Annotated in this window: 20 protein-coding genes and 1 pseudogene; 14 read left to right on the forward strand and 7 right to left on the reverse strand. The window is 61.8% G+C overall.

Translation table 11 applies throughout. The annotated features are described in order from the left end of the window. Positions 1–185 precede the first annotated feature (185 nt). The 8 genes and pseudogenes from EH209_RS21440 to EH209_RS21475 all read left to right on the forward strand — a co-directional run bounded on the left by EH209_RS21440 (position 186) and on the right by EH209_RS21475 (position 8618). Positions 186–1325 carry an ABC transporter ATP-binding protein gene (locus tag EH209_RS21440; protein ID WP_126664856.1) on the forward strand — a complete coding sequence of 380 codons (1140 nt, stop codon included), beginning with the start codon at positions 186–188 and terminating at the stop codon, positions 1323–1325. Between the two features lie 230 nt (positions 1326–1555). Then, positions 1556–2995: an extracellular solute-binding protein gene (locus EH209_RS21445; protein ID WP_126664857.1), complete on the forward strand. Its 1440-nt coding sequence runs from the start codon at positions 1556–1558 to the stop codon at positions 2993–2995. Further along, positions 2992–3978, forward strand: a complete 987-nt coding sequence (locus tag EH209_RS21450) for a carbohydrate ABC transporter permease (protein WP_126664858.1) — start codon at positions 2992–2994, stop codon at positions 3976–3978. The genes EH209_RS21445 and EH209_RS21450 overlap by 4 nt, the downstream gene beginning before the upstream one ends. 1 nt (position 3979) lies before the next feature. Next, positions 3980–4897: a carbohydrate ABC transporter permease gene (locus tag EH209_RS21455; RefSeq protein ID WP_126664859.1), complete on the forward strand. Its 918-nt coding sequence runs from the start codon at positions 3980–3982 to the stop codon at positions 4895–4897. A gap of 64 nt (positions 4898–4961) precedes the next feature. Then, positions 4962–5930, forward strand: coding sequence for a sugar phosphate isomerase/epimerase family protein (locus tag EH209_RS21460; protein WP_126664860.1), 969 nt, complete (start codon positions 4962–4964; stop codon positions 5928–5930). Between the two features lie 680 nt (positions 5931–6610). Continuing rightward, positions 6611–6883: pseudogene (locus EH209_RS25205) on the forward strand (mandelate racemase); the annotation flags it as partial. 183 nt (positions 6884–7066) lie between these two features. Beyond that, positions 7067–8164, forward strand: coding sequence for a Gfo/Idh/MocA family protein (locus EH209_RS21470; protein ID WP_126664862.1), 1098 nt, complete (start codon positions 7067–7069; stop codon positions 8162–8164). A 115-nt stretch (positions 8165–8279) separates the two neighbouring features. After that, positions 8280–8618: an L-rhamnose mutarotase gene (locus EH209_RS21475; protein WP_126664863.1), complete on the forward strand. Its 339-nt coding sequence runs from the start codon at positions 8280–8282 to the stop codon at positions 8616–8618. Positions 8619–8625: 7 nt separating this feature from the next. Here the strand turns inward: EH209_RS21475 and EH209_RS21480 are convergent, their stop codons facing one another. Both EH209_RS21480 and EH209_RS21485 read right to left on the reverse strand, forming a co-directional pair. Next, the gene (locus tag EH209_RS21480) at positions 8626–9495 is read right to left on the reverse strand and encodes an amidohydrolase family protein (RefSeq protein WP_126664864.1); all 870 of its coding nucleotides are present in this window, start codon (positions 9493–9495) and stop codon (positions 8626–8628) included. 12 nt (positions 9496–9507) lie between these two features. Next, positions 9508–11283: an alpha-L-fucosidase gene (locus EH209_RS21485; protein WP_126664865.1), complete on the reverse strand. Its 1776-nt coding sequence runs from the start codon at positions 11281–11283 to the stop codon at positions 9508–9510. A 172-nt stretch (positions 11284–11455) separates the two neighbouring features. Between EH209_RS21485 and EH209_RS21490 the strand changes: the two genes are divergently transcribed. The 3 genes from EH209_RS21490 to EH209_RS21500 are packed head-to-tail and all read left to right on the forward strand — an operon-like array spanning position 11456 to position 14374. After that, the gene (locus EH209_RS21490) at positions 11456–12565 is read left to right on the forward strand and encodes a sugar ABC transporter substrate-binding protein (protein WP_126664866.1); all 1110 of its coding nucleotides are present in this window, start codon (positions 11456–11458) and stop codon (positions 12563–12565) included. Positions 12566–12578: 13 nt separating this feature from the next. Next, positions 12579–13583 carry an ABC transporter permease gene (locus EH209_RS21495; RefSeq protein ID WP_126664867.1) on the forward strand — a complete coding sequence of 335 codons (1005 nt, stop codon included), beginning with the start codon at positions 12579–12581 and terminating at the stop codon, positions 13581–13583. Continuing rightward, positions 13580–14374 carry an ATP-binding cassette domain-containing protein gene (locus EH209_RS21500; protein WP_126664868.1) on the forward strand — a complete coding sequence of 265 codons (795 nt, stop codon included), beginning with the start codon at positions 13580–13582 and terminating at the stop codon, positions 14372–14374. The genes EH209_RS21495 and EH209_RS21500 overlap by 4 nt, the downstream gene beginning before the upstream one ends. 162 nt (positions 14375–14536) lie before the next feature. On the opposite strand, the gene EH209_RS21505 is transcribed toward EH209_RS21500, so the two are convergent. Then, a complete protein-coding gene (locus EH209_RS21505) occupies positions 14537–15343 on the reverse strand; it encodes an SDR family NAD(P)-dependent oxidoreductase (protein WP_126664869.1) in 807 nt (268 codons plus the stop codon). 126 nt (positions 15344–15469) lie between these two features. Between EH209_RS21505 and EH209_RS21510 the strand changes: the two genes are divergently transcribed. Together EH209_RS21510 and EH209_RS24295 are read left to right on the forward strand one after the other, a co-directional pair. Continuing rightward, a complete protein-coding gene (locus EH209_RS21510) occupies positions 15470–16234 on the forward strand; it encodes an IclR family transcriptional regulator (protein ID WP_126664870.1) in 765 nt (254 codons plus the stop codon). A 102-nt stretch (positions 16235–16336) separates the two neighbouring features. Further along, positions 16337–16480 carry a hypothetical protein gene (locus tag EH209_RS24295; RefSeq protein ID WP_164722103.1) on the forward strand — a complete coding sequence of 48 codons (144 nt, stop codon included), beginning with the start codon at positions 16337–16339 and terminating at the stop codon, positions 16478–16480. A gap of 383 nt (positions 16481–16863) precedes the next feature. Here the strand turns inward: EH209_RS24295 and EH209_RS24845 are convergent, their stop codons facing one another. Then, complete coding sequence (locus tag EH209_RS24845) at positions 16864–17889, reverse strand: transposase (RefSeq protein WP_249038875.1); 1026 nt, start codon at positions 17887–17889, stop codon at positions 16864–16866. Then, entirely contained in the window at positions 17828–18493 is a 666-nt protein-coding gene (locus tag EH209_RS24850) for a hypothetical protein (RefSeq protein WP_249038876.1), read from the reverse strand. The genes EH209_RS24845 and EH209_RS24850 overlap by 62 nt, the downstream gene beginning before the upstream one ends. Before the next feature lie 1192 nt (positions 18494–19685). Here EH209_RS24850 and EH209_RS21520 point away from each other — a divergent pair. After that, complete coding sequence (locus tag EH209_RS21520; protein ID WP_126664871.1) at positions 19686–20909, forward strand: tyrosine-type recombinase/integrase; 1224 nt, start codon at positions 19686–19688, stop codon at positions 20907–20909. Positions 20910–21450: 541 nt separating this feature from the next. Here EH209_RS21520 and EH209_RS21525 read toward each other — a convergent pair. Both EH209_RS21525 and EH209_RS24430 read right to left on the reverse strand, forming a co-directional pair. Next, a complete protein-coding gene (locus tag EH209_RS21525) occupies positions 21451–21843 on the reverse strand; it encodes a DoxX family protein (protein WP_126664872.1) in 393 nt (130 codons plus the stop codon). Between the two features lie 992 nt (positions 21844–22835). Next, complete coding sequence (locus EH209_RS24430; protein ID WP_126664873.1) at positions 22836–23111, reverse strand: hypothetical protein; 276 nt, start codon at positions 23109–23111, stop codon at positions 22836–22838. Positions 23112–23401 lie beyond the last annotated feature (290 nt).

Consider the following 23401-nt stretch of genomic DNA (forward strand, 5'->3'; position numbering starts at 1 on the left):
ACTCGATTATATTTATTCTCATATGGCGAAATAAAGAGAAATCGAACGACGGAACGCCGAGTAGCGTGTTGACCACAGTTGCTCGCTTCGGGCCGGTGGAACGTAATTCGGATCAGCAGTCGATCCGCGGTTCATGTCGATGGACGCTAATCTTTATGGGGACACTCGATAAACGAACTCGTGGTATGGGTTCAGTTCGCCTGGAAAACGTTACCAAGCGGTACAGCGACGTCACGGCGGTCGACGACATGAACATCACCATTGAGGACGGCGAGTTCGTCTCGTTCGTCGGCCCCTCCGGCTGTGGCAAGTCCACAACGTTGGAGATGATCGGTGGCCTGACTACGCAGTCCGAGGGGAGCGTCTACATCGACGGGACCGACGTCACCGACCTCCCGCCGAAGGATCGGAACCTCGCGATGGTCTTCCAGAACATCGCGCTGTTCCCCCACATGGACGTCTTCGACAACATGAGCTACGGGCTCCGGATACGGGGCGCCGAGGACGAGGCCATCGAACGGCGAGTCGACGAGGCCGTCGAGACCCTCAAACTCGAGGGGATGTTAGACCGCATGCCGAGCGAACTGTCCGGCGGGCAGCGACAGCGCGTCGCCATCGGTCGCGCCATCGTCCGGGATCCCGAGGTGTTCCTCATGGACGAGCCCCTGGCGAACTTAGACGCGAAGCTGCGGGTACATATGCGCACGGAACTCCAGCGCATTCAGCGCAAACTGGGGGTAACGGCGATCTACGTCACCCACGATCAGGAGGAGGCGATGACGATGTCCGACCGCGTGGCGATCATCAACGACGGCGAACTCCAGCAGATCGCGCCGCCCCTGACGTGCTACGAGGAGCCGACGAACGTCTTCGTCGCCGGCTTCATCGGCTCGCCGTCGATGAACTTCCTCGAGGGGACGGTCGCGGACGGCCGCTTCGAGTCGGAGATCGTCTCCCTCGACGCGCCCGGCGTGGACGCGTCGACCGACGTCACGCTCGGGGTCCGGCCGGAAGACATCTATCCTGTCGACGATCACCGCGCTCCGGCGACGGTCGGCACCGTGCGCGCCGACGTCGACGTGATCGAACCGATCGGGGAGAAGATGTTCGTCTACCTCCGGCCGGCGGCGGCCGATTCGCCGGTCGAGGAACGGGGCCGCACGGAACGCGACTCCCTGCTCATGAGCGTCAGTCCGGAGACGGAACTCGCGGAGGACGAGGTGATCGAGGTCACATTCGATCAGTCCAGCATCCACCTGTTCGACGCGGCGTCCGGAAACGCCCTCGTCCACGGTCTGGAACGGGAGCCGACCCCGACAACCTGAGCGAGACCAGAGATATCGATGGACTGAGAGAGACCTGGACGATCACTGAACTGGTCGAGACCAGAGCGTCCCTACGGGACGGAGACTGGAGCCGTTACCGGTCCGAATGGATGCGGAACTGTTCACACCGAGGAAGCTGATCGGTCGCGAGCGACCGCACTGGCGACGATAATTGGCCGACGGTCTTATTCGAGGAAAAATATTTATACTTGCTTACGGTTGTTGTGATTATGCATGACAGCCGCAGCACGGACGCTGCTAGCGCTGGCAGTGTGCTCCGTCGACGACGGTTCGTAATCACAGCGGGCGCGACCGCCACCGCCGGCCTCGCCGGCTGTTATGGCGGGGGGAGCGACGACGCGCTCCAGCTCACTGCCACGAACGAGTGGCGGAACAACAGCGACGAGATAACGCAGGCGCTGTACGACGCGGGCCTCTCCGAAGACATCGAGCTGGAACTGATCAGCGGCGGACAGACCACCGACGAGATGCAGAACCAGTACTCCCAGTGGCTCTCGTCCAGACAGGAGAAACCGGACCTGCTGGCGTTCGACAGCGGGTGGACGCTGCCGTTTATCGTCCGGGGGCAGCTCCAGAACCTCGAGGGAGAGCTGCCGTCGGACGTCCTCGATACCGTCCACGAGGACTACTTCGAACAGAGCGTCAACACCACGACCGACTCGGACGGAGAACTCTACGGCGTCCCGCTGTACCCCGACTTCCCGACGATCCAGTACCGGAAGGATCTGGTCGAAGACGCGGGGTACGACTGGGAACAGTACCGGACCGATCCGCTGTCGTGGGAGCAGTTCTCCCACGAACTGCAGGACGTCTACGAGCAGGCGGACGTCGCGTACGGCTACAACTGGCAGGCCGCCTCCGAGATCCAACTGGCCTGCTGCGTGTTCAACGAGTTCGTCACCTCGTGGGGCGGGGCGTACTTCGGCAACCCCGAGGAGTACCTCTACGGGCCGATCGGCGATCGCCCCGTGACGATCGACGAGGAGCCCGTCCTCCAGTCGCTTCGGATGGCGCGGACGTTCATCCACGGAACGGACGCGCCGGACACGCTCGACGAATTCGCCGGTGGCATCACCTCCGAGGAGGCATTCCAATGGGGACTGTCACCCTCGATGCAGCCGTTTACCGACGGCGACGCCGTCGCGCTGCGCAACTGGCCGTACTCGATCAACATCAACGGCGCCGACGACGCGCTCGGCGAGGACATGGGCGTGATGCCGATGCCGTACGGCGTCCCCGAGGGCGAAGGCGAGTACCCCGGCACCGGCGGCTCGATCGGCGCCCTCGGCGGCTGGAACTACTGCGTGAATCCGAACACGGACCGGCTCGACGACGCCCTCGCGTTTCTGGAGACGCTGACGTCGCCGGAGTTCCAGCGGGCGAACTTCGAACTTGTCGGTCACATCCCGCCGAACCCGGACATCCTCGAGGACGCGACCGACGTGTCGATCATGGGTCGGTACCTCGAGCCGCTCTCGTTCGCCGGCGATCACACGATGGCTCGTCCGGCGACGGCGGTGTGGAGCCAGCAGTCGGATCCCGTCGCCCAGGAGGCCAACGCTGCGCTAATGGGCGACACCGGCGTAGAGGACGCGATGTCGGAGCTCGCCTCGCGGCTGACCGACCTCGAGGAATCGTTCGAATCATGAGTACGGACGACCGCTCAGCGACGATCACCGGTGATCGATCCCGGTATCGTCTCGACCTCGCGGTGCTCGACCGGATCGAGCGACTGAGCGATACGCAGTTCGTCTACGTGATGTTGCTCCCCGTCTTCGCGCTGCTCGGAACGATGGCCATCTGGCCGTTGCTCTACACGGCCAACATCTCACTGCACGCGGACAACATCGTGGCCACGAACCCGGTCGGCGAGTTCGTCGGCCTGGGGAACTACGTCGACATTCTCACCGGTCAGGCGAACCTCCAGCGGCCGTTTTTCAGCCTCGAGACCCCCTTCACAAGCGCCGTTCCGGTGACACTGCTGTTCACGGTCGGCGCGGTCGCCGTCGAAACGGTGTTCGGGCTCGCGATGGCGCTGATCCTGAATAAGGAGTTTCGCGGCCGACGGTGGGCGCGCGTCGCGATGATCCTTCCGTGGGCCGTCCCGATCGTCATTCAGGGGATGATCTTCTATCTCATGTTCCAGCCGTCGGTCGGGTTCGCTGTCGGTCCACTCAACGAACTCGGGCTGATCTCGACGACGCCGCTCGCGACCAGCCGAGACGGGCTGTTGATCGCCATCCTGGCCGACGTCTGGAAGCAGTCGGCGTTCATGGCGCTGCTCATCCTCGCGGGCCTGCAGAGTATCGATCGGAGCCTCTACGACGTCGCCGACGTCGCGGGCGCGTCGAAACTCCAGCAGTTCCGGACGATCACGTTCCCGCTCGTGCTCCCGGCGCTCCTCGTGGCGCTGCTGTTCCGAACGATCGGGGCACTCAAGGTGTACGGACTTGTCGAGGCGACGTCGGGGTGTAACACGGTGCCGACGCTCAGCTGTCTCGTCATCGGGCTCTGGAACGGGAACAGGTACGGCTCCGCGGCGGCGGTCGCGTTCATCATCGCCGCCGTCATCGGCGTCCTGTTGCTGGGATACCTGGCCCAGCTACGGCGCCACGAACGGGGTGAGATGTAATATGAGCGACGCCACCAGCGATACCGAGTCCGTGATCGACCGCACGGCCCACCGAGCGATCCGCGATCCCGACACCGTCTACCGATGGTTGACCTACGCCGGGATCGGGTTCTTCCTCACCGTCTCGCTGTTCCCGTTCTACTGGCTGGTCGTCCTCGCGCTCACGCCGAACCGGGCGATCGCCGATATGGGCGTGGTCCCGAAGGGGTTCAACCCCGGCGCGTTCCTCGAGGTCTTCGAGGTCGTGCCGTTCCACCTCTACATGCTAAACAGCGTGATCATCGCCTCGCTGTCGACGATCATCGTCCTGACGGTGGGCAGCATCGCCGGCTACGTCTTCGGCCGCTACGACTTCCCCGGTCGGACGCCGCTCCTGCTCGGGATCCTCGTCATCTCCTACTTCCCGCCGGTTGCCTTCCTGATCCCCCTCTTTCGCCTGTTCACGGGCCAGGTGACGCTTATCGGGCTCGAGTCCCCGGAGCTCTACAACACGCCGTGGGGGATCGTCATGCCGTTGAGCGCGATTACCATGCCGCTGATAATCTTCCTGCTGACGACGTTCTACCGACAGATTCCCGACGGTCTCGAGGACGCCGCACGCATCGAAGGGTCGACGCGAATCGGCGCCCTCCGCCGCGTCATCGTTCCGCTGTCGGCGCCCGGCGTGGCGACGGCGGGCATCCTCTCGTTCATCATCGTCTACAACGAGTTCTTCTTCTCGTATCTCATGGTGAACGGGACGGTCGAGGGCTGGTCGCCGGTCCTCCACGGGATCTTCGCCTTCCAGGGGTCACAGCAGGTCGCGTACAACCTGATGGCCGCCGCGAGCATCATCGGCGTGATTCCGATGGCGCTACTCGTCATGATCGCCCAAGAACGGATCGTTAGCGGGCTCACTCAGGGGGCGCTCAAGGAGTAAGTCCGCGCGGTCACCATTCTGTTACCTCCCCAAGAGCTTTGGTCGTCTCCGGTGACCGTCTCGTATGGACATCGGAGTCCTCACGACGTCGATTTCGGACGAATCGCTCGCGGACGCGTTCGCGTACCTCTCGGAGCAGGGCGTCGACGCAGTCGAACTGGCCTGCGGCGGCTTCGTCGGCGACGACCACCTCCCGCAGGACGAGTACCTCGACGATCCCGACGCGCAAGCGGAACTGCAGGACCGCCTCGAGGAACACGGGTTGTACATCTCGGCGCTCGCCACTCACAACAATCCGCTTCACCCCGTCGACGACCGCTCGCGGGAGGCCGACCGGGAACTTCGCGGCGCGATCCGCCTCGCGTCGCAACTCGGCGTCGACACCGTGACGACGTTCTCGGGGCTTCCGGCCGGCGGACCGACCGACGAGGTTCCGAACTGGATCACCGCCCCGTGGCCGGCCGAACACCGGGAGGCCCACGAGTACCAGTGGGACGTCGCTGAGGCCTACTGGTCTGAGGTGGCCGCCGTCGCCGACGATCACGACGTGAACGTCGCGATCGAGATGCACCCGAACATGCTCGTCTACGAGCCCCGAGGGCTGCTCCGGCTGCGCGAACTGACCGACGACCGGATCGGCGCGAACGTTGACCCGTCGCACCTGCTCTGGCAGGGAATTTCCGTCACCGAGGCGATCCGACTGCTCGGAAACCGCGACGCGATCCACCACGTCCACGCCAAGGACACGAAGGTCTACGACCACAACGCCCGCGAGAAGGGCGTCCTCGACACGGCGCCCTACACCGAGGAATCCGAGCGCTCGTGGCTCTTCCGGTCGATCGGCTACGGCCACGGCGAGGACTTCTGGAAGGACGTCGTCTCCGCGCTCCGGTTGGTCGACTACGACGGCGCGCTCTCGATCGAACACGAGGACTCGCTCACGTCGGCCAGGGAGGGACTCGAGAAGGGGATCGACGTTCTCGACCGCGCGATCTTCGAGTCGACGCCGGACGACGCCTTCTGGGCGGAGTAGCGTCGAACTGATCTCGTCGCGGCCGACGGGACGAGGGCTCGTTTCGTCCCGTCTCGTCTTATCTTATCCCGTCTTGTCACCCGCCCTATCCGTTTCTCCCGAAATTCTCGAGCCTCGGCCCGTTTCTGGCGACGAAACCGAATACGGCCGCGTCGAGTGCCGGTCAACGAACCGTGAAACACGGCGTTCATCATCGATGAACGAAATCGTCTCGCCGGTTCGTCGCTCGTCGGTGCGACGACGGAATCACGTCGGTTCCTCGTCCATACTTTGGCAACCTTTCGCGTTCTATTACAACCATACTGCTGTAACAGATGTACCGATACTCGGCATGCGTCGCGAAGCGCACGGACGGAGCGACGCGTTCGATCCTAACACTAGATCGTACTATCATTCATCATCGTTGAATAGCCCGGGTTCACGGATCTCTCTCACCGGCCGCGTTAACGGCTCTCGGACTGGGAATCGCTTCGCATCCCGAGGGGCGAACGGATTGCGAGCGGCGTTTCTGCGGGTCGAACGCGTGCGTTAATCGGTTCGTTCGTCTCGGTCGCGCGAATCCGCGGGTGGGGTCGTTCATCACTACGTAACACGGACGTTCACTACTCCGTACTGCGCCATTCTTTCCGTGAGCGTGCCGCCTCAGGGAAATTTATGGTGCTGGTCGTTGGACGACTCGTATGGCGCCGACGATAACGCGAATCGAGAGCTGCGAGTTTCAGTACCCGCTCGAGGATGTCGGGACCGATCGGAACGGCTTCAATCTCGTCTACGAACCCGGGGAGACGACGCGGCGGAAGCTGTTCGGGATCAAAATCCACACGGACGCCAGATTCACCGGCGAGTACGTCGGGGGGAACTCGCCCGGCGCGGCCCAGATCAACATGTTCGCCGACTACCTCGTCGGCGAGAACCCGCTCGAGCGCGAGAAACACTGGAGCAAGATCAACAAGATCCACGGCTGGGGCGGCAGCGACGCCAGCCGGAACCTCGACTGCGAGATCGCCTCGATCGAGACGATCGACGAGCAGGGCCGCGTCGAAGTCCCGGATGGGCCGGGCCTCGGCGTCGATTACGACTGGGAGTACATTGAGGAGCATCGGACCGGCGACCTGCACGTCTACGAGTGATCCCCGATGACGTACACTGCAGGCATCATCGGAACCGGCGGCATCGCCGGCATGGGGATTCTCGGGATGCACGACGAGGAGCGGATCGGCCGCGAGAAGATCACGGCCAGTCACGCCGGCGGCTTCGACGCGCAAGCCGAGATCGATCTCGTCGCCGGCGCCGACGTCGAGGCGGCGAAACTCGAGCGGTTCGGTGAGGCGTGGGGGATCGATCCGGACCGGCGCTACGTCGGCCACGAGGCGATGCTCGAGTCGGAGTCGCTCGACGTCGTCTCGGTCTGTACGCCGTCGTCCCTCCATCACCGGCACGTCGTCGATGCCGCCCGATCGGCCGCGGACCCCGAGCTGATCTGGTGTGAGAAACCGATCGCGACCGACGTCACCGCCGCCCGCGAGATGGTCGACGTTTGTGCAGAGACGGGGACGGAACTGGTCGTCAACCACTCGTTTCGGTTCACCGACAAGCTCCGGCGGCTTCGGACGCTCGTTCAGGAGGAGCGACTTCTCGGCGACCCCCAGTCGGTGACGATGCAGTTCCGGATGGAGTTGCTTCGAAACGCCACGCACCTGCTCGATACGCTCGTCTACCTCCTCGACGCTCGCGCCGAGACCGTTTCGGGGCACATCACCGGCGAGAACGAGGCGGTCAAGAGCCTCGAGGCCGGCACGCAGGTCGACGACGCCGGCGGCGGCGGCTTCGTCGTCATGGACGACAGCACGTTCGTTACCGTCGATTGTACGATCCCTCGTGACAGTTCGTCGATGACGCTCCAGTTCATCGGCAGCGAGGGGAAACTGTACCTGAACAACGACGACGGCGAGTGGCGCTACTGGCGACTCGAGGACGGCGAGCACGTCGAGGAGCCGCTACCTGGCATCGACGGCGCGTGGACCTGGGAGGACGACTACGAACGGGCGTTCAGCAACGCGGCCGCACACGTCGTCGACGTCCTCGAGGGACGCGCGGCGAACCGGTCGACGGGCGAGGAGGCGACGCGCAGCCTCGAGATCATTATCGGCCTCTACCTCTCACACCACACAGGCGGACAGGTCGAGATTCCGCTGCCCCGTCCGCTTCGCGACGTCCGCGTCACCTCGTGGTAAGCCCGACTGACGACTGCGCGTCCGCGACGGAAGAACGGGTGTGCCGACCGCAGGACCGACGGTCCTCTCACGACGCTGGCAAAGCTTTGTGTCGGTGGCCGTCGAGACGTCTCGTATGACCGATGAACTGGAGCGGGCGGTCTACGTCCAGCGAATCGATCCGGATCGAACGGCGGAGTACATCGAGGCCCACGACGACGTGCCGGACGGCGTCACCGAGGCGATGGAGCGCGCTAGCGTCGAGACGTTCCAGCTGTTCGTTCGCGACGATATCGTGGTCTGTTTCCTCGAGTGTCCGGACGTGGACGCCTACGACGAGGTGATGGCGAACGACCCGGCCGTCGAGGCGTGGGAGCGCCGCGTGGCGCGGTTCAAACGCGACGGTGTCGACGCCGACGCCGCCGCCGGCGAACAGATCCCCTACATGGAGGAGATCTGGTCGTTCGAATCGTAGCCCCCGATCAGCCGTGGAGGCGCTCGAACGTCCGGTGCGAGATGAACGCCCGATCGCGCCGCGAGAGGGTCTCAACCGTCTCGAGCCACGAGAGGCAGTCGTCGTAGGCGGCCCAGTCGTCCATCCAGGGGTAGTCCGAGCCGAGCAGCAGCCGTTCGGGACCGAACCACTCGACGAGGTTCGTCACGTAGCCGTGTAGATCCTCGTACGGCCAGGGCTCGGTCGCCGATCGGGGCAGCGAACTCAGCTTGACGGAAACGTTCTCGTACTCGGCGAGCGTCTCGAACTCGGTCCATGACCCCTCGTCGGGGCTCGTGGTCTCGTCGGGCCAGGCCATGTGATCGACGACGACGGTCGTCTCCGGGTAGCGGTCGGCGAGCGTCGCGAGGTGCCCGAGTTGCTGGGCCTTCGGGAAGACGAAGACGCAGGTCTCGAGGTCGCCGGCCGCCCGCCAGACCGGCTCGAGGCGCTCGTCGAGGATCCAGTCACCGCAGCGATCGACGGTCGTCGGAATCACCTCGTACTCGTGGGCGGCGTGCATGCGAACGCCGAGCATCCGCGGGTGGCCCGTGACGCGTTTCAGGGCGGAGACGATCGCTTCCGGGCCCGACCGGAAGAACTCGAGCAGGCCAACGCCGTAGAGGCGGTCGGGGTGGGCCTCGATCGATCGCATCGTGTACTCGTTGGCCCGCACGCCGCGGCCGTACAGCGGCGTCGTGACGACGACGGCCTCGTCGACGCCCGCGGCGTCCATATCCGCGACGAGGTCGCGGTGCGTGTACGATCCTGTCCACCCAGGCGGCAACACGTCTGCGGCCCAGGGGAGTTCATCGGTCGGCTCGCCCCACGCGTGGGTGTGCGTATCGACGGTTTTCATGCTCTGGAGGGCTTATCGGTGGGCGTTCTCGGAGGGCTCGAGGTCGAACCCCTCGAGCGCGAACGCGACGGCGACGTCGCTCGGGCGCGCCGACTCGGCGAGATCCGGCACGTCGATCACCGGGCAGCCGTCCGCCGAGACGGCGAACGGGACCGGTCCGTGCCCGAGCAGCCGAATCGAACTGCTCGCTGTTCCCCGACGCTTCCCGGGAGGTCCCTGATCGCGGCCCGATGGCTCAGTACATCCCGGCGGTGAGCCGCCGTGGCCCGGCGGCGTTCCGGGGGCCGCCGAGGGGTGGTCGACGGTCATCCCCTCGAGGACGAATTCGCCGGTGCCGGGCCAGCCCATGACGATGGCGTACACCGTACTCCCGTCTTTCGACCGGGTGTACCGCACGTCAGCCGGGCCGTACTCGACGTCCTCGATGAACTCGCCGCCCTCCTCGAGGCGGGTCGGTCCCTCGCCGAACGCGTCCCACGGACGGGTCTCGTAGATCGCTTCGCCGTGGACGTCGAGCCAGTCGCCGATCGCGAGCAGTCGCTCGCGTTCCTCGCGTTCGATGGTGCCGTCGACGCGCGGTCCGACGCTCAACAGTAGTTGGCCGTTCTTGCTGACGACGTCGATCAGGACGTGAATCAGGCGCGTCGGGGAGTGGAACGTGCGGTCCTCGACATACCCCCACCCGCCCTCGTCGGCGACCTTGAACTCGGCGTTCCACGCCTGCTCCTGGGTGTGACGCGGCCGCCCGAGTTCGAAGTCAGCGACGCTCGACTCGAGGGGCAACGCGTCCTCCTTGTTCGTTGTGACGACCTCCTTCCCACGCTTTGCGGCCGCGTTGTGGTAGTATGCCAGGAACCGCCGTTGATACTCCTCGGGAACGTCGGGGAGCCCCCAGTCGAACCAGACGAAGTCGGGGTCGTACTCCCCAACAACCTCGACGAGCTTCGCCAGCCACGTATCGAACTGCAGCGTCTCGGGCAGGTTACCGTACAGCACGCGGTCGGGGTAGCCCTCGGTGACCGACGGGTAGTTCTCGTAGGCGAACGAGAAGTAGCCGTCCTCGCCGATCAGGTTGTACGAGTGGTGGAACGTCGTCACGAACCGCATCTCCCGCTTCCGGATCGCCGACTCGAGCTCGCCGGCTAGATCCCGCTCGGGCCCGGTGTCGGCGGCGTTCCAGGGGGTGACGTCGGAGTCCCAGAGCGACCAGCCGTCATGGTGTTCGACGACCGGCCCGGCGTATCTGGCCCCCGCCCGTTCGAAGAGCGCCGCCCACTCATTGGCGTCGAACGCCTCGGCGGTGAACTCGGGGACGAACTCCTGGTAGGGGTGTTCGTCCGGTTTGCCGTACGTCTCGCGGTGGTAGTCGTTGATCTCGTTGTCGGTGTTGTACATCTGGCGGGGGTACCACTCGTGTGCGTACGCGGGTACCGAGTACGGCCCCCAGTGACAGAAGATGCCGAACTTGTCGTCGCGGAACCACTCGGGGACCTGCGTCACGTCGGCGAGGGACTCCCACTCCGGATCGAACGGGCCGTCGTCGACCACCGCTCGAGCGCGCGCGACCGTCTCCTCGACGGCGTCCTCGAACTGGTCCATCGTTTCCGGCGCCCGGGTAGCCGTCGTTTCCGATGTCGTCCGGGCGGTCGTCGACTCGGTTCCGAGCGCCGCCGCTATCGCGAGCGTGCCGCCGGTCGCGAGGAACCGACGCCTCGGCGTTCCGTCCTCGTACTCGCTACTCGCGCCCCTCCCATCGTCTCGGTCCGCAGACTGGTCCTCGTGTGTCATCATCTCTCCCGATACACGCAGCATCAACACCTCAATTAATAAATTTTCTCACGTCCTAGGGAATGAATAAGACGGTAAGGATGACACTCTCATTTCGTTTAGTCCAATGTAACAACAACCAAGGTGTGTAATACCAAGTTTTATCTGGGTCGGTGTGACTGTATCGAGTAGCATGCCCATCACTAGCAGACGCCAGTACCTGATCACCGCAGGTACCGTCGGTGCGCTCGGGGTCGCCGGGTGTACGGGCGGCGACGGTGACGGCTCGCTCCGGGTCGGGGTTTCACAGCATCTCGTGGGGGGTGACTGGGTGACCGCGTTCTACGAGGCGGGCGAACTGTACGCTCAGGAGGAGGGGATCGAGTACGACGTCGTCAGCCACGATCAGGATTCAGCCCAGCAGGTGACCGACATCCGGCAGTTCGTCGCCGAGGGCTACGACGCGATCATCGCCGCGCCGTTCGACAAAGCGGTCGACGACGCGATCGACGAGGCCGCGGCGGAAGACATCCCCGTCTTCACGGTCAACGACCCGGGAACGACCGACTCGATCAAAACGTTCACCGCGTTCGGCAACGCCGAAGCGGGCGAGACGTGCGCCGAACTGATGGTCGACGCGCTCGAGGAGCAGTACCCGGATCGGGAGGAGTACTCCGTGTTGCACGTCCGCGGCGCGTTCAACCAGCAGTCGAACGCGCGGACCGACGGCTTCGACGAGTACATCGGCGAGCAGGACCACGTCGAGGTCGTCGATACGATCCAGACCGACTGGAGCATCGACGATTCGCAGTCGACGACGACGGACTACCTGAGTGCGAACGATCCGCCGGACGGGATCTACGCGACGAACATGACCTGCGGGATCGGCGTCCAGAACGCGCTCGAGCAGTTGGATCTCGCTGCTCCCGCCGGCGACGACGACCACATCGTCCACACGCAACCGGACGCCGGTCCGGACGTGAACCCGTTGATCGAAGACGGCTACATCGATGCGACCGTCGATCAGCCGGTTCACTTCTACATTCCGCTGGCGATCAAACAGTTGCTCGACTACCTCGAGGACGGCGACGAGGCGCTTCCGCAGCCGGGCGAGACCGTCACCGAGGACGACTACTCGTTCGATCCCGTCGAGCACAACGGCGCCGAACTCTGGTCGGATCCAATCTGGGCGCCCGCCGAGGTCACCGAACGGGACGGCCACACGCACGTCCTGACCGCCGGCGTCGCCGTCACCGCCGAAAACGTCGATAACCCGGGTCTCTGGGGGAATATCTGGAGCTAGCGAGCGCTGTGTTATGAGTACGTCGAACATCGTTACGCGGCAGTTCGAACGGATCCCCGAACGAACGGTACTGGTGTTGCTCGAGAACATGATCTGGCCGATTCTGGCCGTCATCTCGCTGCTGATACTCGCGACCGTCCCGCGGGTCTTTACGAACACGATGGCACTCAGACTGATGCTCTTCGCGGCGGCGCCGCTCGGACTCGTCGTGCTGGCCGAGAGCATCTGCCTGCTGTCGGGCCACTTCGATCTCTCGGTCGGCGCCATCGCCGGCTTCTCCGCCGTGTTCACCGCGATGGTGCTCGCCGAGTGGAGCCTCGTCTCGAACCCCGTCCTCGGCGTCGCGATCGTCCTCGCGGTCGGCTCCGCGATCGGCGCCACGAACGGGATCATGATCGCGAAGCTCGGAATGAACCCCTTCCTGCAGACGCTGGCGTTCTTTATCATCTTCGGCGGCGGGAAGCTGGCCCTGACGACCCGACCGATCTCGGACCTTCCGGAGGGGTACGTCGCGCCCGGGGGCAACGAGTACGTCGCTATCGGAATCCTGCTCGCGTCCTTCGCGTGCATGGCGGTGGTCTTCCGGTACACGGCGTTCGGACAGGCCGTCTACGCGGTCGGAAGCGACGAGGAGGCCGCGCGCGCCGTCGGGATCCGCACCGATCGAACGATCATCGCGGTCTATACGCTGAGCGGGTTCTTCTGTGCGCTCGCGGGCTGGCTGCTGACCGGCTACACGGGGATCGTCTCGCCCGATATCGCCGACGACATGGTGTTCTCCGCGTTCGCCGCCGCCATCATCGGCGGGATCAGCCTCTTCGGCGGTCGCGGCAAACTGCTCGGCGCGCTCGGCGGCGTATTGCTATTGAGCCTCGTCGAGACCGCGCTCAACGTCAGCGGGTTCGATCCGACGCTCATCGAAGTCGTCAACGGAGTCGTCCTCCTGTTCGCGATCCTACTGTACAACACGAAAGAGAGCATCCGCGAACGAGTCCTTTCGGCGGGGGTCAGCTCATGAGCAGCGACGCGCCGACCGTCTCCGACGACGCCCCGACCGCCGATGACGCCGGTCCGAAGATCGCCGCGGAGAACGTCCGGAAGGTGTTCGGTCGAATCGTCGCGCTTGACGACGTTAGCCTGTCCGTTCGCGAGAACGAGATCTTCGCCGTCGTCGGCGACAACGGCGCCGGCAAGTCGACGCTGATGAACCTCCTCTGTGGCGTCCACCGGCCGACGCAGGGTTCGCTCTCCCTCAACGGTCGCCCGGTGGCCTTCGACGGTCCCGACGAAGCCCGGGCGGCCGGCATCGAAACCGTCTATCAGGACCTGGCGCTGATGGACGACCTCGATGTGGCGACGAACATTTTCATGGGTAACTTCCCGCGAAAAGGCGTCGGTCCGTTCTCTGTGGTCGACTGGGAGGAGACCTACGAGCGGGCGGCGACGATCGTCGATACGCACCTCGAGCGGGACATCGATCCCCGGGCGGAGGTCGCCTACCACTCCGGCGGCGAACGCCAACTGATCGCCATCGCCCGCGCGCTCGCGTTCGATCCGGACGTCGTGATCCTCGACGAGCCGACGAGCGCGCTCTCGGTCGACGCCACCGAACTCGTCCAGGAGACGGTTCGCACCCTGCGGCGAAACGGCAAGACGATCATCATCGTCAGCCACAGCCTCGAGGAGATCTTCGGGCTCGCCGATCGTATCGGCGTACTCTATCAGGGATCGATAGCGGCAGTGACGAGCACCGACGACGTCTCGGCGGACGAACTCCGTTCGCTGATGGTCTCCGGAGAGCGATCTTAGATTGATTCCCTTCCCTGACTACTGGCTTCCGAACGCGGCGATCAACTGGAGTTCCGATCGCTAATCCCGAACTCGAGTCCCGCTCTCCGACGCCCGAACTCACCGGGTGCGTCCGCTCTCGGGGATCGCCGCCGATATCGCAACCCGACGGTGTCGGATCCGTTACTGTAGGTTCCCGCCGCCGCTCACCCGCAGGATCGTGCCGACGACGTACGTGGCGGCGTCGCTGCAGAGGAACAACACCGCGTCGGCAACGTCCGCCGGCCGGCCGAGGCGGCCCAGCGGGCGCTCGGCTGCCCACTCCTCGAGGACGTCCTCGGTCGTCTGTCCGGACCGATCGGCGGCGATTCGACCGGCCTCGCGGCGAAGTTGCCTCGAGTCGGTCGCGTCGGTCGAGACGGCGTTCATCCGGATGCCCTCTTTGGCCAACTCGTGGGCCATTCGCCATGTGAGTCCGTTGACCGCCGTTTTGGACGTCCCGTACAGCCCGCGTCCCCCGGTCCGCCGGTCGCCCGTCTGGCTCGTGACGTTGACGATCGATCCCTCGACGCCCCGCTCGATCATATGTCGAGCGACCAGTTTCGACGCGTAGTACTGGGCGCGCACGTTCACGTGCATCGTCGCCTCCCAGTCCTCAAGGGGTGCGTCGACCATCGACGCTTCTTCTGGCCAGACGGCGGCGTTGTTGACGAGGATACCGATTTCGCCGAACGCGTCGATCGCCTCGTCGATCAACCGGTTGATCTCGTCCGTTCGCGAGAGATCCGCCGCCACGCCGACGATGGAGCCGTCGCCGAGCTCGTCCAGTTCGGCCGCCGTCTCGTCGACGTCCGACGCCGTTCGAGAGTTGACGACGATGTCGGCGTCCGCCTCGGCGAGCGCCGTCGCGATTCCGCGCCCGATGCCGCTCGTCGACCCGGTTACGATGGCGGACTCTCCGCTGTAGTCGTACGCCGTGCGTCCAACCATACCGCTCACTGCCAGCCGAGAACGTATATAATTACCTCAGATTGCGACGGGACAGCGACTCGTCACGGCCTTCGTTTCACAGTCTTGAACCAAGGTTTTTGTGTGATGAACGATACTAGCAAGCTAATGTCTCCCACAGCGAGGAACCCCATCAAATCGACGCGGACGACGTTTCGCATCCTCGAGGCGCTCGTGGAACTCGACGGCGCGGGCGTGACGGCGGTCGCCGACCACCTCGATCTCCCGAAGAGCAACGTTCACAACTACCTCAGTACGCTCGAGGAAGCGGGGTACGTGGTGAAACGGGGGACGACGTTCCACGTCGGTATCCGGTTTCTGGAACTCGGCGCCCACGCCCGGAATCGGCGCGATCTGTACGACATCGCCCGCCCCGAGATGGACAAGATCGCTGATGAAGAGGGCGAACTGGTGAACCTCCTCGTCGAGGAACACGGCCGCGGGACCTACATCTACCGGGTCGCCGGCGACGATGCCGTCCAGGTAGACGCCCACGTGGGAACGCGCGTTCACCTCCACTGTACGGCCCTCGGCAAAGCGATCCTCGCCCACCTCCCGGAAGAGCGCGTCGACGAAATCGTCACCCGGCACGGCCTGCCGGCGGTCACCGACGACACGATCACGGATCGCAACGAATTACGCGAAACGCTCGCCGACGTCCGAGAGCGGGGCATCGCCTTCGATAGGGAGGAACGCGTCGAGGGGCTCCGCTGTGCGGCGGCGCCGATCTGCAGCAACACTGGCCGCGTCCTCGGAGCGCTCTCGATATCGGGACCGACGACGCGGATTCAGGACGAACGACTCGAGGAGGAGATTCCCTCGTTGCTCGAACGTGCGACGAACGTGATCGAACTAAACATCACGTATTCCTAACTCGAACGTCTCCCTGTGTTCGCATCGCTCGAGACGAACTCGAAGTCGTTTTCATTGCGTTTTCAGTCACCTTCTCCCCACTCGAATCGCTTTAACCGAGCTGTGTTCGGCGAACGGAACCTCGTGTATGACTTGCTGGTGAAACTCGCAATCGAGGGCGAGAACACGACGTACGCACCGCGTGTGGATTCAAATCAGTTCCTCACGGTGGCGAAGAAGTACTACGGCCTCGACCCACCGGACTAACTCTGAATCACCCTGTGTGTGCTGACGGTTGAGCGGCGGAGCTGTCCTGTGCCGTTTGTTTTCGACTGATTTCCGGCCATTCCTGAAATGGCGACCGCATCTCTCCTTGACGTTCCTTTCGTACAATCGAATTGCAGTGATAGGAACAGCGTTTCAACCGATTATGTAGGCAAATGCCTGCCTTCAGCACTTCTAGAAGACAGGTATGTGACCAAATAATCGGTTGAACCGAGGTTCCTTGCGACATACCACGCCCATACGAAAACGCCCTGAGAAGACGCTGAGGGAGGCGATTCAGAAACAGCCAGAATTCTTCTGAAAATAAGGTACATAGAACAGCGCCGCCGCTCAATGGTCAGCGAACATCTGACCGACCGACGGTGTTAGTCCGGCGGGTCGAGACCGTAGTATTTCTTCGCCACCGTCAGGAACTGGTTCGCGTCCACACGCGGTGCGTACGTCGTGTTCTCGCCCTCGATTGCGAGTTTCACCAGCAAGTCTACCAGCCGCCAGACGTTGTACAGCACGCACGCGAACACGAAGTTGAAGAACCGATACGTGTGGCGCTTGCTCGTCGTACGGACTCGGAACGTCTTGATTTGCTTGTAGCCGTTCTCGATGCCCCAGCGATGGCGGTAGCGGCGAACCATCCGCTCAACCATATGGATGCGCTCGGCCTCGCTATCACCCTCATTCAGCGTCACGCTGGGATGATTCGTCTCGAACAACGCGTACTCCCGTGCATCCTTCTTACTTCCCACGGTCGGCTCGTTCTCCTCCTCTTCTCGAAGTTCCTCTGTGAGGGCACTGAAACCGTGCTGAGCATCCCCCTCCTCCAGTTCGATACCGAGGTCAGCAAGGTCTTCTCGCATCTCTTCGCGGATGTCCAGTCTCTCCTCATCTCTGTCCCCCTCATTCTCGTTCTCTGCTTCGAAATCATCGTCAGCACTGGACGGGAGGTACATCCGCTTGCGAGTCGGGCCGCTTGAGACTGGTTCCACCTCGATGTGAACCGTCTCCCCGGAACGGCGGAGTCGCGTACACGTCGCCTTCGCTGACTCGTGTTTCCGTGCGCCATTTAGATAGTACACACCGTGCTTGTCGCACGAGTCTTTCACACCCTCGCTGTCGAACTCTCTATCCATCATCACAAGTTCGATGTCGTCCACGAGGTCAAGTGCGTTCTCTAGCAGACTGTCCACGATGTCGGCCCGCTTCATCCCCCGTTTGACGGGAATGGCGTCCAGCACGAGCGGGATGTCGTATCCAACAATCTGAATGGTCGCCCACTGATAGTACACTTCACCGTCTTTGTAGCCGAGAATCCAGTCTTCCGTGATGTTGTTATCATCGTCGCGCTCGATTTTGCCCGTCCACGGGTTGCCCTTGGTGACAGAGTTTGCCGACAAGTTCGGAGTTGTGCCGAGCGCGGGCGATGAGCATCCGTGTAGTCTCGTGAAGCATCGAACGCATATCCTCGACAGTGAGTTTTCCTATCTGGTAGCGGTGGTCCGATGCACTCGGTGTGCGGTCACGCTGAGAGTCGATGTAGAAGGAGTGCTGGCCGCTCTGGGCGTACATGTTCTCTCGCATCCCCATGTACGCGTGCTGTTCCCAGAACGCGTTCTCGTGAACCACGGTGTTCTCGGCCCGCTTCAGGTAGAACGTGTCCGTGACAAACGGTTTGGCCTGTTGCCAGACCTCTTTGGTCTTCTCTGCAACGAGCCGCTGTTCACTCCGTTTTGAGGTGATGTCGCGTTCCTCGGGGCGGAACACGGGGTCGGGTGCGGGGATGCCTTGTTCGCGGGCGAAGGCGAGGGCTTCCTCGGTGGCCGTCCGCACGAACTCGCGCTGTACGTCGGTAAACTCCTCGTTCCACATCTCCCAGAGCCGCGACTGACTCGGCGTTCCACTCGTGTCGCGGTCGTGGTCGATGGGGAATCCGAAGTCGCGGCAGATGTTGGGGAACGAGTGGAGGAAGTAGCGCGGAGGAATTCTTCGCGGCAGTCCCACGCAAGTCGGAGCATATGGGCTTTCATCCACGCAAAGATGGACGTGGTGTTCCGGTGCCAATCCTCACGGGTGTCGCCGTAGGTCTTATCTTGGAAGAAGGCATTCCGCAAGACTTCCACGAAGTCCGGTTCCCGGCGTAGTGGGTGAGGAAGTGAATACTTCCGGTGTAGGTCTCGTCGTTGATAGTGAACGTGAAGTACCTGTCGTGGTCGAATGGGGAGTCAGTAGGTTGAGCAACCGACACTAGTTGATAGCACGAGAAACGTCGTATATAATAGTATGTATCTTGATGAGACCCTGAACGGAGAACATCCGATAAATGCAGGTGAAGCCGTCTACAGATTTTTCAAAAGATGACTATCTGGAAAATAGATTCCAAGAAATCGGTTTTATCCCGTTGCAGGTGCTGGATGATTGCCGTTATCACGCCGTGCGCTAACGCTGAGGGCTATCGCAGCAGTCAATAAGCCCACTGCCGAGACCATGAAAAACCATCCCAGCCAGATACTGAAGACGGAAATTCCTACGCTAACAATTGCAGTTCCCCATGTTATGCGTCGGTGGTTGGTCCATGTAGCGATTCCGCCGATAGCGACGAGGCTTAGGAGGAGAACTGCCCAGAAGAACAGCGTAGATGCATTGCTACCAGCACTCCCAACAAGATAGTCGATGCCCGCTACACATCCTTCGGTTCCACCACTTGTCTGAGAACACGAGACTGAACCGAATGCGCCCATGAGATAGAGAAATCCATACACTCCGGCCAGACTGGCCAAGCCAGCAGCAATTTGGGCGACACGTCTGGGACCGACCGTGGCATTCACCATAATAGAGACAATGATGTATAGAGACTTTAACATTCCCCGGATAAACATGATTCACTCAGTACGCATTTGTATTGAACGGCCAGTCTGCGAGAAGCGGTTGTGAAGTAAAGTCCGTTGAATGAGAAATCCAAGCGATTATTTCTGACGTGCCTGCCTTCTAAGCACTTCCGATTGCTATAGCGATATACGATATATACCCTCTCGGCGTCAGATGGATGGAATATTATTTATCTCGTGTGTCCTGCAAGCGACACACGGCTAAACAATAGCCTTATGTGACTGTCAATTGTGGCAGAACCTACGAAAATGAGCGTCTTCGAATACCACCAACCCGGAGGAAACGCCTTTCTCGAGCGGGTAAAACGATGAGTAGCGAGCAAATCAACTGGTCTCGGATGTCCCTCGAGGAACTCCAGACGACGTGGAACACCGAGGTCGAACCCAACCTCCAACGCGAGGGCATCGATCTTGACGACCGGCCGACCTACCAAGAGGTCGCCGACGCCGGCTACGGTGGTATCGCGTACGCGCTGCGCGAACACCACGATCTGACGTTGACCGAGTTCCTTGCGACCATCGGCTACGTAGACCCTGATGATGACACCTACCAGTGGGGTATCGACGACGAAACCACGGTTGACGCGCTCGAGGCGTTCCTGCGACGGGTCAAGCGCAAGCGTGCCGAGACAACCGCCGACTCGAAACGCTACCGACTCGCAACCTACGTGCGGCTGTACGAGACAGTCCACGGGACGGCGGCGATCGCCGACCGCGTGATGGACGAGGAGAACGAGTACGACGAACTCCGGCGTGTCGAAACCGTCCTGTACGAACTCGACGACGAACTCGAGAGTCCCGAATCGAAACTCCGGTATCTGAGCGACATTCGGCAGTGGTATGAGCACCTCGAGACACGCCACGGGGCGCCGTTCAACCCGGCCAAGAACGTCGACCACGACGATATCTGGCGGGGAGAACTCGACGACGAGAAGGATAACCCTGCACTCTCGAGCGACCAAGTCGGAAAACTGTACAACGCTGTCGAGAGCCCGGACGAGGAACTCCTCGTACTTGCGCTGTGCGCGTGGGGGCTACGCCGGAGCGAGGTTGCATCGTTGCACGTCTCCCAGCTCGTACTTGAGAGCGACGACCCACACATCGCGTTCGACGAACGGAAGAACGGACCGGGCACGGTCGCGTTGATCTACGGTGTTCCTGAACTCGCCGACCGCGTCGACGCACTCGGAAGCGACGATCGTGACTGGAACGGTTACCTCTTCCCGTCGCGAAAGTCCTCGAGCGGCCACATCACCGGCGAGACGGTACAGGCTCGGTTCAAGCGGCTGGCCGAACGAGCGGAGGTCCGCGTTCGTGGGGACTGGCCGACGTCGAAAATGGGGCGGCGGTTCTGGTATACGACGTACAATCAGGCGATGAACGACCTCCTGAACAATCTCGATGCGATTGCTGGCGACCAGGGAAGTTCTGACGCGAGCGTGGTCCTGAAAAACTATCTCTCGGAAGCCGAGCGGCGGAAGTACCGACGCGAGTTTATGCGCGACCGGCTCGAGGAAGCGTTCGCCGATTAATCTCCCTACGGACAGCACGAAGATTTACCTCACTGTCGTTGAGTTCTAATAACATGACACCAGAACAACCTCCTACGGCTGACGGAGAAGTTAACGGAGGAAGAGGTGGATGAAGTATTAGAACCGATTTGCGAGTATATAGACGACGAACTCTTGATGGAGTAGGGTAGAGCTGCAAGGTCTTGGTTACAACCTCACACGCCACGTTTCCGCTGCAATTAGACCTGTTCAAGGACAGCGGAAGGTGGTTCTACTCCCGCTGAATCCGAACCCCAATTCCGCGAGTATCGATTTTGCCTTCGGTCGGTAGCCCATCGCCGTCGACGATATGAAGGATTGACTTGCCTCCGACGAGGGGACAGAAGCTGAGGAGTTGCGACATGAAATCGAAGCACCCGAAAAGCGTATTGACGACCTCACGAGCTTCCGGGCAGGGACGGAGGTACAGGGATGACCGCTGACAGCTTGTGTATCTCAGTGTCTTCTGTAAAATGATAGAGTGATGCCCGAGACGGGTTACTCCAGGTGAAATCGTTTGCTGTTAGTTTTGCTGTGCTCGCTTGAAGAAAGCGATTGCAGCGCCGAGGAGCACGAGATTCTGAAGGAACGAGGTGAGTTCTTCGTCATATGACTCTTCGTCGACGGCCCAGAAATCGTGCATAACCGGAGTTACACCGATAAAGAACGTGGCGATACTGGCTGTAGACAGCTTGGGTAGTTTCCAGAGGCCGATGCCAAGGCTGCCTCCGAGGAGGAGACCACTCGAGGTTGGGACGAGTTTGTCTGCGAGAGGGACGTCTTTGGCCTCTGCATAGGCAATTCTTCCGTCGAGATTCGTCAAGTTGCGGAGTGCGAGTGCTGCAAGTCCACTCCCAAAGAGGAGTCGACCAAGCAACGACGGTGGGCTCTCGTCGAGAGAGGCGGAATCAGACATCAACTAAAGCAGAGGGCGGTGGCAGGTTAACTGCTACTATCTCCGATGCTCCTGCCGCTATCTCGGGAATGGAACACAGTGTGCTTGTGGTGTAATTGTGTCATGCCGACCAAACAACGCGACATCGGGGATCAGTCGTGTTGTCTCGCCGTCGACCTCGATACCGGCCTCGTTCGTGGATTCCGGATTTGCCGGTCGGCTTCCTTGGTGATCGACGGCGGAGCAATCGTCCGTTTCCGAAGGATCGCACCGATATCGCTGCTGGGCTCAGATCGTTCGACTGTGGCCTTCTCGACGGCCGTGTACTTACTCGCCGCGTGGTCATTCGGAAACAGCGGCCACTCGTCGATCGGAGGATCCTACGCTCAAGGGCGTCATGAGCGGCTTCCGTCAGCCCGACGGTTGGATGGAGAGCCACGTGAGGAAATCATCGACCGACTCGAACGGACTCGAGAGCTAGCAAAGCAAGCGTAGTGTGGGTGGAATCCCCTCCAACAGATTGCTCCCAAATTACTACAAGATAGCAAGACTTGATGAGACGGTAAGCCCTTGAATAGGCTAACGCCAGTTTCCGCTGGCGTTGAAGCTCCCTACTGTGACGTTATCGGGTACGTGACGTTGATACTCTACCTCAGTACCACGCGTGATTATTCGACTAACCATGAGTGTGCTCTAATTTCGACGATATCTGGGATATCGGGCGTTCCAGGAGCTAAAGGTAGAAAACCCGTCTAAATAAATCATATAGTGCTATACATAATATGGCGACCTGGAAGTTGAGACGATAGTAAGGGAAGCAAGGCTGTAATCATGATTTCTGGCGAGCGAGCCCCTTTTGATCGACTCCCGAACGATTATCCGAACTCGCCAGGTACTTCACTTGGACGAGTACGACCGGAAGTCCAGTTTAGAGCGTCACGCTGGTAGCGAAGGTAGCAGCGCTATTCAACCGAAGGTACTCTACCGAAATATCGTTCAGACCGCCGTTCTGTCTACAACGTGATTCGCTCTCCGTCCTCAGGAACGGGAACATCCTCCGGCCCCGACTGCAATTTGTTGCGCGAGAGCAGGCGATCGGTGACCCCCTCAGCAGTGAAGGCGTCCGCCACTTCCGGCTGACAAAAGAGGGAGACAGCCACCTCGAGTTGCGGTCGCCACGACCGAACGTGCGGAGTTCTCGCCCGCTGTTCGCGCCAGCGCGCATACGCCGCCGCTGGTGACCCCTTTATCACGTCGAGACCGGCGAGTACGAGTGGTTCCCTGCTCACGAACCATTACACATGTACGAATGTAATAAAATCACGACGTGTGCCAAGACGCGGATCCCCTAACCGAATATCGCCTTGCAGTTCTATCGATTTACGGTGCCAATAGCCGTTCTTTCGGCAGCGAGATCCGTTGTCGTTCGATATTCCCGACTCCCGAACGTTGGTTCACATCGCGGGTCGACTACATCAAAGTTTGCTCTGACGATCGTCGTGATTCGATAGACCGTCAGCGAACCCATACGGAGGGTGATGGCACCGATCCGGAGTGAGGGTGACGGTCTCCGGAACTG

The organism is Haloterrigena salifodinae, from assembly GCF_003977755.1.
GTDB classification, from domain to species: Archaea; Halobacteriota; Halobacteria; order Halobacteriales; family Natrialbaceae; genus Haloterrigena; species Haloterrigena salifodinae.

Excerpts from the sequence above, each read along its gene's own strand:
- EH209_RS21440 (WP_126664856.1), top strand. The coding sequence starts at position 186 with ATGGGTTCAGTTCGCCTGGAAAACGTTACCAAGCGGTACAGCGACGTC.
- EH209_RS21445 (WP_126664857.1), top strand. The coding sequence starts at position 1,556 with ATGCATGACAGCCGCAGCACGGACGCTGCTAGCGCTGGCAGTGTGCTC.
- EH209_RS21450 (WP_126664858.1), top strand. The coding sequence starts at position 2,992 with ATGAGTACGGACGACCGCTCAGCGACGATCACCGGTGATCGATCCCGG.
- EH209_RS21455 (WP_126664859.1), top strand. The coding sequence starts at position 3,980 with ATGAGCGACGCCACCAGCGATACCGAGTCCGTGATCGACCGCACGGCC.
- EH209_RS21460 (WP_126664860.1), top strand. The coding sequence starts at position 4,962 with ATGGACATCGGAGTCCTCACGACGTCGATTTCGGACGAATCGCTCGCG.
- EH209_RS21470 (WP_126664862.1), top strand. The coding sequence starts at position 7,067 with ATGACGTACACTGCAGGCATCATCGGAACCGGCGGCATCGCCGGCATG.
- EH209_RS21475 (WP_126664863.1), top strand. The coding sequence starts at position 8,280 with ATGACCGATGAACTGGAGCGGGCGGTCTACGTCCAGCGAATCGATCCG.
- EH209_RS21480 (WP_126664864.1), bottom strand. The coding sequence starts at position 9,495 with ATGAAAACCGTCGATACGCACACCCACGCGTGGGGCGAGCCGACCGAT.
- EH209_RS21485 (WP_126664865.1), bottom strand. The coding sequence starts at position 11,283 with ATGACACACGAGGACCAGTCTGCGGACCGAGACGATGGGAGGGGCGCG.
- EH209_RS21490 (WP_126664866.1), top strand. The coding sequence starts at position 11,456 with ATGCCCATCACTAGCAGACGCCAGTACCTGATCACCGCAGGTACCGTC.
- EH209_RS21495 (WP_126664867.1), top strand. The coding sequence starts at position 12,579 with ATGAGTACGTCGAACATCGTTACGCGGCAGTTCGAACGGATCCCCGAA.
- EH209_RS21500 (WP_126664868.1), top strand. The coding sequence starts at position 13,580 with ATGAGCAGCGACGCGCCGACCGTCTCCGACGACGCCCCGACCGCCGAT.
- EH209_RS21505 (WP_126664869.1), bottom strand. The coding sequence starts at position 15,343 with ATGGTTGGACGCACGGCGTACGACTACAGCGGAGAGTCCGCCATCGTA.
- EH209_RS21510 (WP_126664870.1), top strand. The coding sequence starts at position 15,470 with ATGTCTCCCACAGCGAGGAACCCCATCAAATCGACGCGGACGACGTTT.
- EH209_RS21520 (WP_126664871.1), top strand. The coding sequence starts at position 19,686 with ATGAGTAGCGAGCAAATCAACTGGTCTCGGATGTCCCTCGAGGAACTC.
- EH209_RS21525 (WP_126664872.1), bottom strand. The coding sequence starts at position 21,843 with ATGTCTGATTCCGCCTCTCTCGACGAGAGCCCACCGTCGTTGCTTGGT.